At 45.1% G+C, this 12109-nt stretch carries 10 protein-coding genes; 6 read left to right on the forward strand and 4 right to left on the reverse strand.

Going from position 1 to position 12109, the window contains the following annotated elements:
* Positions 1-325 precede the first annotated feature (325 nt).
* From K8O68_RS08360 to K8O68_RS08375, 4 genes are all read left to right on the forward strand, one after another.
* Positions 326-763: a YwiB family protein gene (locus K8O68_RS08360; RefSeq protein ID WP_230896453.1), complete on the forward strand. Its 438-nt coding sequence runs from the start codon at positions 326-328 to the stop codon at positions 761-763.
* A gap of 7 nt (positions 764-770) precedes the next feature.
* On the forward strand, positions 771-2438 hold the full coding sequence (gene argS, locus K8O68_RS08365; protein ID WP_230896454.1) for an arginine--tRNA ligase: 1668 nt from the start codon (positions 771-773) through the stop codon (positions 2436-2438).
* A 196-nt stretch (positions 2439-2634) separates the two neighbouring features.
* Positions 2635-2805 carry a XapX domain-containing protein gene (locus K8O68_RS08370; protein ID WP_230896455.1) on the forward strand — a complete coding sequence of 57 codons (171 nt, stop codon included), beginning with the start codon at positions 2635-2637 and terminating at the stop codon, positions 2803-2805.
* A 66-nt stretch (positions 2806-2871) separates the two neighbouring features.
* Positions 2872-3648 (forward strand): alpha/beta fold hydrolase, encoded by a 777-nt coding sequence (locus tag K8O68_RS08375; RefSeq protein WP_230896456.1) that lies wholly within the window; start codon positions 2872-2874, stop codon positions 3646-3648.
* Positions 3649-3755: 107 nt separating this feature from the next.
* Here K8O68_RS08375 and K8O68_RS08380 read toward each other — a convergent pair whose 3' ends face one another.
* From K8O68_RS08380 to K8O68_RS08395, 4 genes are all read right to left on the reverse strand, one after another.
* Positions 3756-5726 (reverse strand): heavy metal translocating P-type ATPase, encoded by a 1971-nt coding sequence (locus K8O68_RS08380; RefSeq protein ID WP_230896457.1) that lies wholly within the window; start codon positions 5724-5726, stop codon positions 3756-3758.
* A 188-nt stretch (positions 5727-5914) separates the two neighbouring features.
* Complete coding sequence (gene cls, locus K8O68_RS08385; RefSeq protein ID WP_230896458.1) at positions 5915-7111, reverse strand: cardiolipin synthase; 1197 nt, start codon at positions 7109-7111, stop codon at positions 5915-5917.
* 120 nt (positions 7112-7231) lie between these two features.
* The gene (locus K8O68_RS08390; protein WP_230896459.1) at positions 7232-7462 is read right to left on the reverse strand and encodes a hypothetical protein; all 231 of its coding nucleotides are present in this window, start codon (positions 7460-7462) and stop codon (positions 7232-7234) included.
* A gap of 15 nt (positions 7463-7477) precedes the next feature.
* Positions 7478-8137 (reverse strand): peroxiredoxin, encoded by a 660-nt coding sequence (locus K8O68_RS08395; protein WP_230896460.1) that lies wholly within the window; start codon positions 8135-8137, stop codon positions 7478-7480.
* 418 nt (positions 8138-8555) lie between these two features.
* On the opposite strand from K8O68_RS08395, the gene K8O68_RS08400 reads away from it, so the two are divergent.
* Together K8O68_RS08400 and K8O68_RS08405 are read left to right on the forward strand one after the other, a co-directional pair.
* A complete protein-coding gene (locus tag K8O68_RS08400; protein ID WP_230896461.1) occupies positions 8556-10661 on the forward strand; it encodes a (Fe-S)-binding protein in 2106 nt (701 codons plus the stop codon).
* A 241-nt stretch (positions 10662-10902) separates the two neighbouring features.
* Positions 10903-12081 carry an acetyl-CoA C-acetyltransferase gene (locus K8O68_RS08405; RefSeq protein WP_230896462.1) on the forward strand — a complete coding sequence of 393 codons (1179 nt, stop codon included), beginning with the start codon at positions 10903-10905 and terminating at the stop codon, positions 12079-12081.
* Positions 12082-12109 lie beyond the last annotated feature (28 nt).

Raw genomic sequence — 12109 nt, forward strand, 5'->3', positions numbered from 1 at the left:
TTTGTAGAGGATTGGGAACAAGTATTGGTCTCTCCTCTACAATAGGAGCTTTTTTTGTGTTTGTAAACTCAAAATTACATTATATTCCATTCATGCAAGGCTACTGGGTCTGACCCCTTTGTGAAAAACCCCATTTATGAAATAACCTTTTATGAAAAACCCTTTTATGACCAGCTGATTTGTACCATGCCCCTTGATGAATCGGGTTTTCCACTTTCGTTTGCTGTCCCAATCATAGAAAACTTGGCTCTGCTCTTGAACCTCTTACTTTATTTTCGTTATAATAGTAGAGTTATTAAAAGGAAGGAATAGGTGATGAAGCCCCATGTCTTCAAGCGGATTACCTGTAACTATACACATGAGAACGACAATTAAAGATGGCAGACGTAAAGAGGTCCATTCGATGGAAGCTTCAGGAGAGCTTTTTCACCGGGGCGGGATGACTGTGATCCGTTTTTCTGAGCCTAAAGAAGAAAATGATACTCAGTCAACTATTCAAACAGTCAAACTTCACCGCGGGCAGATGTCTGTTCAGAGGAAAGGCGCCATTACAATGAACCAGCGCTTTATCCCGGGCCGTGAGACAGAAGGAATGTACCACAGCCCGTATGGACCGATGGATATGCGTACCGACACGTCTGAAGTTGATTATGAATGGGACAGCCAGGCCCTGGAAGGCTTCATAGACTTGCGTTATGCACTGGTGATGCAAGGGTCAAAAACAGGGAATTATCATATGCACGTAAAAATCAAGGAGGTATAAATTAACGATGAGCCAAGTAGAACAGCTGAAAGAAGGCTTGAAGGAACAGTTAATTGCAGCCGTATTAAAAGCAGAGCTCGCTGAAAAAGAAGAAATGCCAGACGTGGTCATTGAAACGCCGAAAGATAAGAGTCACGGGGATTTTGCAACAAACCTTGCTATGCAGCTCGCACGCATAGCTAAAAAGGCGCCGAAAATGATCGCTGAGGATATTGCAGCCAACTTTGACCATGAGGCCGGGAAGGTTGAAAAACTCGATATTGCAGGGCCTGGCTTCATTAACTTCTTTATGAAAAAAGATTATTTAACAGACATCGTAGCAACCGTTCTACAACAAAAGGATAAATTTGGAGAAACAAATGTAGGCAATGACAAAAAAATTCAGGTTGAGTTCGTTTCAGCCAACCCGACTGGCACCCTTCACCTTGGCCACGCCCGCGGAGCAGCAGTCGGCGACTCCCTTTGCCATGTGCTTGAAAAAGCAGGGTACGATGTGGCACGTGAATATTATATAAACGATGCAGGAAATCAAATTGATAACCTGGCACTTTCCCTGGAAGCCCGTTATCTTCAGGAGCTTGGCGAAGACGTGCCGATGCCTGAGGACGGCTACCACGGCAAGGACATCATTAACTTTGCGAAGGAAATTGCCGACACGTACGGTGACCGTTTTAAAGAAGCTAATGAAGAGGGACGCCGTGAATTTTTCCGTGAATACGGGCTGAAACGCGAGCTGGACAAGCTGAAAAATGACCTGGCTGATTTCCGCGTTAACTTTAATAACTGGTTTTCGGAAACGTCCCTTTATACCGGCGGAAACATCACAGAAGTACTTGAAGAACTCAAGGAGCGCGGCGAAACATACGAACAGGATGGTGCTGTCTGGTTCAGGTCAACAGCCTACGGCGATGATAAAGACCGTGTCCTTGTTAAAAGCGACGGCTCCTACACGTACCTCACCCCGGATATTTCTTATCATAAAAACAAGTTCGCCCGGGGCTTTGAAGAGCTGATTAACATCTGGGGAGCAGACCATCACGGCTATATTGGACGAATGGAAGCAGCTATCCAGGCTCTTGGCTATGATAAAGAACAGCTGGACGTGCAAATCATTCAAATGGTTAACCTGTTTGAAAACGGCGAAAAAGTTAAGATGAGTAAACGGACAGGTAAAGCTGTAACGATGCGTGAACTGATGGAAGAGGTTGGAATCGACGCTACCCGTTACTTCTTTGCGATGCGTGCGGCTGACACCCACCTGGATTTTGACTTGGATCTGGCTAAATCCCAATCCAATGAAAACCCGGTCTATTATGTCCAGTACGCGCATGCCCGAATCTGCAGCATGCTCCGCCAGGCGGCAGATAAAGGTTACACTGTCGATCCCGCAGCCGATCTGACAAGCCTTACGGCAGAGAAAGAACAGGATCTTATGAAAAAAATGGGCGAATTCCCTGAGGCTGTAGCTGACGCGGCTAAACGGCGTTCCCCGCACCGAATTACAAACTACGTCCACGAACTGGCCCAGGCGCTGCACAGCTTTTACAATGCAGAAAAAGTTATCAGCGACGATGAGGCATTGACGAAAGCCCGTCTGGCGCTGATGGATGCCGTGCGTATCACTCTTAAAAATGCGCTTTCTCTCGTTGGAGTGGAAGCACCGGAAAAAATGTAAAGAATCAAGCCTCCCTTTTTCAGGGGGGCTTTTGGTTTTTCCAAAAGAAATACTAATATTTTTTCAAAAATATAGATGTACGTACCTCTTTCTGTTAGTATAGAACATGTAGATTTAATAGTGTTTAATAAGACAATGTTTTTTAAGTCAAACGCTTTCTTCTGAAAAATATAGTCGTTAAAAAGTAGGTGAAATTATGCAAGAAATCATATTAGCCCTCCTTGCAGGCTTGATCGTCGGTTTTGTGTTTGCCCTTATCAAGCTTCCGATCCCGGCGCCGCCGGCTTTACCGGGTGTTATGGGTATCTTTGGGGTCTATCTCGGATTTAAATTGTTCCAGTGGGTTTCCACCACATTTTTTGGATAAGAATCCCGGCAGCGGCATAAGCTAAACCCATTATGAATCTGTGAGATGAATATGGGGGTTTTGGCAATGCCTTTTACTAAAGATGAGCATGCAGCAGATATATATTATGAGAAGGAGGGGAAAGGAATTCCGCTCCTTTTTGTGCATCCTCCTTCGATGGGACATGTTACCTTCCGGCGTCAAAAAAGCAGGTTATCCAATGATTATCAAGTCATGACGATGGATTTGAGAGGGAACGGCCGGAGCGGAATGGATGAAAGGCCTCTTTCAATGCCGCTTTTGGCTGAAGACGTCATAAGGGTTCTTGATGCGGAAAACGTTAAATCAGCCTTTATCTGCGGGTATTCAAACGGAGGGTCGATCGTTCAGGAAACGGCGATTCAATATCCTGACAGGGTTCGCGGCATTATTCTTATGGGAGGGTTCTCTGAAGTTAACAGTTTTCTGTTAAAAAATGAATTTCGCCTCGGCATTTATGCCGCAAGGGCGAAGCAGATGGGCCTTATAGCCAATGTCTTGGCTCTGGCGCATGAACGGGAGCCCCGAAGGAAAAAAGATTTGGCTGACTACGTGAAGCGGATGTCGCCGCACCTGTTAGAACAGTATTACCGGCTTGGATTGGCTTACTCGGCCACAGCCAGGTTAGAACAAATCCAATGTCCGGTTTTGCTGCTCTACGGCAACAGGGACGATTATGTCCATCATTACCGGCACCTGTTCCACGAAAAAGTATCGGGCCCGGTAGAAACCATCCTGTTAGGGGACGTAGGACACCAGCTTCCTACAAAAAAATCATCAGCAGTCCACCACCTTATAAAACAATTTGTTAAAAAGTATAATTAGCCCGGTGGAATCGGGTGAAAATCAGGTAGAAAATCGGGTGGGTGAGAAGTGGGTGTTACCGGAGTGTCAGGCAGGTAACACCCACTCATGCGTCACACAGAAACAGCCTACCGCAAAAGCCTTAGCCCGTTTAGTATGACAAGAATCGTACTTCCTTCATGACCTATAACCCCTAATGGCAAAGTCAGCTGCTGGGCAAAATTAGCAGTGATCAAAATGAGAATAACAGAAACAGAAAATATAAGGTTTTGAGCCACGATCCGGTTCAGGCGTTTAGAGAGCTTAAACGACAAACTGATTTTTTCCAGTTCGCTTTTCATGAGGACCATGTCGGCTGTGTCGATGGCGACGTCAGTACCGGAGCCCATTGCGATTCCAATGTCAGCCTTAGCCATAGCAGGGGCGTCGTTAATGCCGTCACCGACCATCACTACCGAACCGTATTTTTCCTTAAGCAGGTCAATTTCCGTCACTTTCCGCTCAGGGAGGCATTGGGATACCCAGTCATCAAGCCCTGCCTCATCGGCAATGGACGCTGCTGTGGATTCATGATCGCCTGTAATCATAATCGTTTTAATCCCAAGGTCATGCAGGTCATCAATTAATTGTTTTGCTTCAGGGCGGATCTCATCTTTAATAGCTAAGGAAGCAAGGACTGTTCCGTTTTTAGAAACGTAGACAACTGTTTTTCCGTCTGCCTGCCATGCTTTTCTGTAGTTATCAATGGTTTCAGGAAGCGGCTGCTCCTCAGTCGTGCCGCCTGTTTCCGTACAGGCCGCCATCGTCATCATCTCCAGATTGCCGATTTTCCATTGATCAGTTCCTGTATCAGCCTTTACACCATATCCAGTCACATCTTCCGTGGACTCTACATCGACTGAGCCGCTTATTCCCTGCTTTTTTACAAAAGCAGTGATCGCTCTTGCAAGCGGATGGTTGGACTGAGCTTCAATTGCTGCCACCGTCTCTAATATCTCCTCGGAATACGCTTCTTCCACAACACAGAAGTCAGTTACGGCGGGCTCTCCTCTAGTAATGGTGCCTGTTTTGTCTAAAGCGACCGCTGAGGCTTTTGACAACTGTTCAAGGTAGGTCCCGCCTTTCATTAGAACGCCCTTTCTTGCGCCATTTGAAATGGCCGAAAGGAGGGCGGGCATTACTGAGGCAACGACAGCACAAGGGGAAGCGACTACCAGCAGAACCATGGCTCTGTAAAAAGTCTCCTGAAAAGGCGCAGTGAATATAAGAGGAGGGATCACTAACATCAGAGCGACAACAATTAATACCGTAATGACATAAGGGCCTTCAACTTTTTCAATAAACTGCTGGGCAGGGGGGCGGCTGCTTTTTGCCTGTTCGACAAGACGGATCATCTTTTGAAAAAGCGAATTGGCGTTTTCCTTTGTGACCTCCACCACTATGGAGCCGCGCCCGTTCATTGTCCCGTTGTAAACTTCATCTTTTAAATCTTTATCGACAGGGACAGGTTCTCCAGTAATAGCAGATTCATCAACTGAGGTTGTTCCCCGAACAACGACACCATCTGCCGGCACTCTTTCCCCGCTGCGGATGAGTATACGGTCTCCGACAAGCAGGTCGTCCACCGGCACCGTTTCAAGTTCTTCGCCTGCAGTTACACGGTTGGCTTCTAAAGGAGCCAGTTTAACGAGCGAAGACAAATCTTTTTCGCTTTTTTGCCAAGTATACGTTTCCATGGCGCCGCTCAATGAAAAAATAAAGATCAATATCGCGCCTTCACTCCAATAGCCGATGGATGCCGCTCCGAGGGCTGCGAGAATCATAAGCACTTCTACATTAAGTGCCCGGTCCTGAATCAAGTCGTCTAATCCTTCTTTTGCTTTGTAGAAACCCCCAACAGCATAAGAAAGAACGTAAAAGACAATAGCGGCTGCAGCCCAGCCCGGCTCTCCGGCGCGGTCAGAGAGAAGGCCTGCTGCAAGAAATATCCCCCCTGAAAGAGACATAATAAGCTGCCGATGAACAACTAACGCTTTCTTGAAGGCGTGCTGGCATGACAGAATACGCCGGCCGTCTGATTTCAATGGTTGGATTTCCATAACAATCCCTCCCTTCTAATTGATAAAGAAATTCATCTTCAATACCCTTGATAAAGCAGAAATTGCTGCCACCAATGTCAGGTGACAGCAAAAAACTCCAGGTAATAAAGTATATGATTGTTTTAATTTTTATTGATTGTTTCTAATTTAATTATACTCTTTTTTTTCTTTGATATGAACTGGAAAAGCTACATAAATGGTGACAATGCTGTGCCAATCATTTCCTTTCCTCTTTCAAAAACAGAGCGGTTCCTAACATACTCCAAGGTGATTTCTTCTGAGCACTCATAAAAATCCTTTTCAATTTCCTTTTTAACAGGGAGGACCCAGTCACGGTCCTCAATAATACAATTGATCTCTTTGTTAAGGTGAAAACTCCGTTTGTCAAAGTTTGAGGTCCCGATATCCATCAGGTGATCGTCGATAACGATAACTTTTGAATGGTAAAACCCTTCTGTAAACTGGCGAATAGTTACTCCTGCTTTTAAAAGGTCCGGGAAATAGGGGAACGCTGCATCTTTAACAAAAGGATGATCGGCATATTTCGGAATAATTAATTTGACGTTAATCCCATTTTCGGCCAGCCTGATTAATTTGTTTTTTAGTGACTTTCCAGGGATAAAATAAGGGGTGCCGATAATAACCGATTCTTTTGCCCGGTCGAGGAGAGAATCCACCATTTCAACTACATGGGCCCCGTCAGTAGAAACGACTTTCAGAGGGACGGGCCCGGAGCCTGCTCGTTTAGACTCGATCTCCTTTTCGCTGGTTTTTTCACCTGAGGCCCCGTTCCAGTCAGTGATAAACTGCTTTTGGAAATCCTGTACTGCTTCTCCGCTGACATAGATATGGTAATCCCTCCAGCGGCCCAGGTCAGGATCCCGTCCTAAATATTCATCACCAACATTATATCCGCCTATATAGCCATGAATTCCGTCTATTACCGTTACTTTCCGGTGGTTTCGCACATTCATTGAATAGAACAGTAAAGGAAAAGAGGGGACGTTAGTCTTTTTTATAAGGACGCCTGCGTTTTTAAGAGATTTTTTCTCTTTTCTGGAGATCGCATAGCCGCCCCAGTCCACCATTAGCCGGACATCGACTCCCTCGACTGCCTTTTCTTTAAGGAGGTCAAGAAACTTTTGGCCGATATGGTCGTCGCGGAAAATAAAAAACTGAATATGAATGTGATGCTCTGCTTTGTCAATCTTATCAAGCATATGGTCAAACAGTTTATCTCCCCGGGGGAAGAAATCGACATGGCTTTTTCTGAGCACACTTTCTTCCATCGGACGGATATTTGCACGGTGGAGTTTAAAACCGATATATAAATCAATAGTAATCCAGGCAATAATGACGGCGATCACAGCTAAGACTATAGTCATGTTAATCCAACTTTCTTAAAAGTTTGTCACCCGCTATTATTCCCCGTCTCGTGAAAAATCAATCATTCTGGTAAGTGAAAAACCGGTCTGCCTGGGCAAACCGGTTTTTCAAACGTTATATCAGTTGGATTTTTCAAGCATTTTTCTGCCCCCGGGTGCCAGTTGATAAGCACCTTCTGTTTCTTGTACGAGCCCCATTGAGACCATGTCTCTCATTGAGCTTCTGATTTTGAACAGAGGAATGGCAAGTTCTTTGGACAAGTCTGCTGGGGACTTAGGGGACTCATCCACTGCCTCGAGAATATTTTTTGCTGATTGTGTCAGTTTGCCGTCACCGTTTACGCAAGCCATCAGTGAATCTCTCCTTTACAGTTGTTTCTTGCAGAAGTACCAGTCAGTACATTCAACACTATCATCATTGGCACGTTCCTCAGCTTCTTCCTGTGTTTTCGGCGGAGGAATAATGACTTTTTCACCCGGTTTCCAGTTAGCCGGGGTAGCTACGCCATGTTCATCGGTCGTCTGCAATCCTTTAATTAAACGGAGGATTTCAGGCATATTTCTTCCGGTTGAAAGTGGATAATAAATGACCGCGCGGACAATTTGCTTATCGTCAATCACAAATACAGCTCGTGACGTTTCTGTGGTGCTTTCGCCAGGCATAATCATGCCGTATTTTTTTGCGACATCTTTATTTAAGTCGGCAATAATTGGGAAGGTCAGTTCCACACCCATTTTCTCTTTTACATTTCTTACCCAGGCAATATGGGAGTGGACGCTGTCCACGCTAAGCCCGAGAAGCTCTGTGTTAAGGGCACGCAGGTCATCGGCGATCTCCTGGAAAGCGATAAATTCGGTTGTACAAACAGGAGTGAAATCAGCGGGATGCGAGAAAAGAACAACCCATGACCCTTTGAAATCTTCTAATTGCAATGTCCCGTGCGTTGTTTCTGCTTCAAAATCAGGCGCAGTATCTCCAATACGGGGAAGTGAGACAACTTTTTCTTCGTGGTTCGTATTTTCCATGACTTAACAGCTCCTTATTTATAATAATTATTTTGTAATACATCTATTAATTTAATACACCTTAGGGTATAAGTAAAGCTTTTTAGCGCAAATTTAGTGTGAATTCTTTGTGAAATTAAAAGAGAGAGCATAAAGAAACAATTTAAGTTGAAATGATTAAATGATAATTATCTGATTTAGTTGAGAAATGGCGAGCTTATTTCATGCGTTTTAACGAGGTGATGGCCGTTACGTCTTTAGAGACGGGCTGAAAAAAATATACAAAAATTTAAAATAATTGAATAGCACGTCAGGTGTGGTGTTAAATAAAAAAATTATACAAAAAAATCTATGAATGAATACTCATTCATATTTTTCTGTGATATAATAAAATTCAAATTGAAGTTATTTTCTGAATACATTGAAAGGGGATGGTTCCATGAACCCGATTTTAATTAATTGGATCATGTTCATTCTTGTAACCGGTTACGCGGTTTATTTATTCGCTTCACTGGTAAAAACAAGAATGGAATATATCAAGCTTGGTAAGAAGCCGGAATTTATTTTGTCGATGAAAGAGCGCAAGGAAGCCATGATGACGATGGTTTTCGGGCAGAAAAAATTATTGAAGGATAAGAAGAGCGGGATTATCCATGTCATCTTTTTCTACGGATTCCTTCTCGTGCAGTTCAGTGCAATTGATGTGATCTGGAAAGGATTAAATCCAGGCAGCCATCTGCCGTTAGGGCCTGTTTACCCTGTTTTTACTTTTTTTCAGGAAATAGTCGTCCTCGCTATTCTGGTGGCAGTCGTCTGGGCGTTCCACCGCCGGTATGTTGAAAAGCTGGTCAGGCTAAAAAGAAACTTTAAAGCCGGTCTTGTGCTCATCTTTATCGGAGGCTTAATGATTTCCAAACTGTTTGCCAAAGGAATGGAAATGATCTGGCTTGATAAGGCTACAACTGGCGCTGAACCGATTGCATCTGGAATTGCGACCGTCTTTGCAGGGATCGGGCCGACTGCGGCAGGAGCCGGGTTCTTCATTTTCTGGTGGGCGCATCTCTTGTTCCTGCTTACGTTCCTTGTCTATATACCACAATCCAAACACGCCCACTTGATCGCAGGGCCTGCTAATGTATGGGTTGGGCCTACACATAAAAGGGGCCAGCTTGAAGCCATAAATTTTGAAGATGAAGAAGCTGAAAAATTCGGCAAGAACCAAATTGAAGACTTTGACCAGAAACAGCTTCTGGATTTATACGCCTGTGTGGAATGCGGACGCTGTACGAATATGTGCCCGGCTACAGGGACAGGTAAAATGCTGTCACCGATGGATCTTATTATAAAAATGCGGGATCATTTAACAGATAAAGGGGCGGCTGTAACTTCCAGAAACCCGTGGATGCCGAGTTTTGCTTTTAATAATACAAAAGGAAACCAGCTGGCTGCAGCAGGGAATGAAGAAGCAGCTGCGTCACTGGACTTTAACCCGTATGATGTCAACCTTGTGGGCGACGTTATTACTGAAGAAGAGCTTTGGGCCTGTACAACGTGCCGGAACTGTGAAGACCAGTGCCCGGTTATGAATGAGCATGTAGATAAAATTATTGATATGCGCCGTTACCTTGTTTTAACAGAAGGTAAAATGGATACTGAAGCCCAGCGGACGATGAAAAACATCGAAAAGCAGGGTAACCCATGGGGGATTAACCGTAAGGAACGTGAAAACTGGCGTGACGCGCGTGAAGACGTAGACGTTCCAACTGTTAAAGAGATGAAAAAACGCGGTGAAGAATTTGAATACTTATTCTTTGTCGGTTCTATGGGCTCCTACGACAACAGAAGCCAGAAAATTGCGTTGTCCTTTGCTAAAATCATGAATGAAGCAGGCATTAAATTTGCCATTCTTGGAAACAAGGAAAAGAACTCCGGAGATACGCCGCGACGCATCGGAAACGAGTTTCTGTTCCAGGAGCTGGCTGCAGCTAACATTCAGGAATTTGAGAAAAACGAGATTAAGAAAATCGTTACGATAGACCCGCACACGTATAATACGTTTAAGAATGAGTATCCTGATTTTGGACTTGAAGCGGAAGTTTATCACCATACGGAACTGATCTACCAGTGGATCAAAGACGGGCTTATCAAGCCGACACAGGAAGTGAAAGAAACGATCGTTTACCATGACTCCTGTTATCTGGGACGTTACAACGACGTTTACGACCCGCCTCGTGAGATTTTGAAAGCGATTCCGGGTGTTGAACTTGTTGAAATGGAACGCAACCGCGAAAATGGGATGTGCTGCGGAGCCGGCGGGGGGATGATGTGGATGGAAGAAGATACCGGCACACGTGTCAATGAAGCGCGAACAGAGCAGGCGCTTGCCACCTCTTCCAGTGTCATCGGAAGTGCTTGCCCATACTGCCTAACGATGTTGAGTGACGGAACGAAGGCCAAAGAAGTGGAAGAAGATGTTAAAACAATGGATATTGCGGAAATTGTGGAAAAATCCATTGTTAAAAAGGAAGAACCAGTGACAGTTTAACAGAGGCCTATAACTCTATGAAACAAAATTCAAAATATTCGGGTGTCTCGGAAAATTTACGAGACATCCGAATAATTATGTTTTACAATAGACATATGCGACGGTTGTAAGCGCTTAACTATTAAGCTATGGAGCTGCTGAGTGAGCGTTCGATCATTTGTTTTCCTGATGTAAAGTTACTTTTAGGAAGAGTCTGGTGCAGGAAAGGCCACATAACGAATATAAAGGGAGGAAATTTTTCATGAGTAAAACAGTGATTGTCAGTGGAGCAAGAACACCGGTTGGAAAGCTGGGGGGCGCTTTATCCGGTTTTACAGCCTCACAGCTTGGAGGAAAGGCGATCAAAGCGGCACTTGAACGGGCTGGCCTTGAAGGGCACGATATTGGCCATGTCATTATGGGATCTGTCCTCCAGGGCGGCCAGGGACAGCTTCCATCCAGACAGGCGATGCATGAAGCGGGAATTCCTTGGGAGACAGAAACTGAAACGATCAATAAAGTGTGCGCCTCCGGGATGAGAAGCGTCACACTGGGCGATATCCTGATCAGGGCAAACGAGCAGGAGACCATTGTAGCCGGAGGGATGGAATCCATGAGCCAGGCTCCGTTCTTTGTTAAGGGAGCACGCTTCGGTTTTAAAATGGGTGAACAAAAGTTTCATGACATGATGATCCATGACGGGCTGACTTGTACATTTACAGGCGTCCATATGGGCAATTACGGAAATAACGTGGCGAAAGAGCATAACCTGACCCGTGAAGCTCAGGATGAGTGGTCTTATCAGAGTCATCAAAAAGCCGGTGCGGCAATTGAATCAGGAAAGTTTAAAGAAGAGATTGTCCCTGTTGAAGTACCGCAGCGAAAAGGCGACCCACTTGTCGTAGAGAATGATGAATCACCAAGGAAAGATACGTCACTAGAGAGGCTGGGCAAGTTGAAGCCGGTATTCGGAGCCGAAGGCACGATCACTGCCGGTAATGCTCCTGGAGTCAATGACGGAGCCGCTGCGCTCGTCTTAATGTCTGAAGAAAAAGCAAAAGAAAAAGGGCTGGACCCGCTTGCAACCATTATTGCTCATACCCAGCTGGCAGTAGAGCCTGAAAATTTTCCTAAAACACCAGGTCTCGTCATAAATAAGCTGCTCGAAAAATCAGGGAAGTCACTCGATGATATCGACCTGATTGAAGTAAATGAAGCATTTGCTGCTGTCTCACTGGCAAGCGGACAAATTGCCGGCCTTGATCCTGAAAAAATAAACGTTAACGGAGGTGCCGTAGCACTTGGGCATCCAATCGGTGCGAGCGGAACGAGAATTATTCTGACACTTGCTTATGAATTAAAGCGCCGCGGCGGCGGTACAGGCATTGCCTCTATTTGCAGCGGCGGAGGCCAGGGCGATGCGATTATGATCCAAGTGTAAAAGAAGCCAAAGGGTGAAAGCACCAAAT

Origin of the sequence: Salipaludibacillus sp. CUR1 (assembly GCF_021028955.1) — a bacterium.
GTDB lineage: Bacteria > Bacillota > Bacilli > Bacillales > Salisediminibacteriaceae > Salipaludibacillus.

Bases quoted from the DNA above. Each gene is read 5' to 3' on its own strand.
- K8O68_RS08360 (WP_230896453.1), top strand. From the start codon at position 326: ATGTCTTCAAGCGGATTACCTGTAACTATACACATGAGAACGACAATT.
- argS (WP_230896454.1), top strand. From the start codon at position 771: ATGAGCCAAGTAGAACAGCTGAAAGAAGGCTTGAAGGAACAGTTAATT.
- K8O68_RS08370 (WP_230896455.1), top strand. From the start codon at position 2,635: ATGCAAGAAATCATATTAGCCCTCCTTGCAGGCTTGATCGTCGGTTTT.
- K8O68_RS08375 (WP_230896456.1), top strand. From the start codon at position 2,872: ATGCCTTTTACTAAAGATGAGCATGCAGCAGATATATATTATGAGAAG.
- K8O68_RS08380 (WP_230896457.1), bottom strand. From the start codon at position 5,726: ATGGAAATCCAACCATTGAAATCAGACGGCCGGCGTATTCTGTCATGC.
- cls (WP_230896458.1), bottom strand. From the start codon at position 7,111: ATGACTATAGTCTTAGCTGTGATCGCCGTCATTATTGCCTGGATTACT.
- K8O68_RS08390 (WP_230896459.1), bottom strand. From the start codon at position 7,462: ATGGCTTGCGTAAACGGTGACGGCAAACTGACACAATCAGCAAAAAAT.
- K8O68_RS08395 (WP_230896460.1), bottom strand. From the start codon at position 8,137: ATGGAAAATACGAACCACGAAGAAAAAGTTGTCTCACTTCCCCGTATT.
- K8O68_RS08400 (WP_230896461.1), top strand. From the start codon at position 8,556: ATGAACCCGATTTTAATTAATTGGATCATGTTCATTCTTGTAACCGGT.
- K8O68_RS08405 (WP_230896462.1), top strand. From the start codon at position 10,903: ATGAGTAAAACAGTGATTGTCAGTGGAGCAAGAACACCGGTTGGAAAG.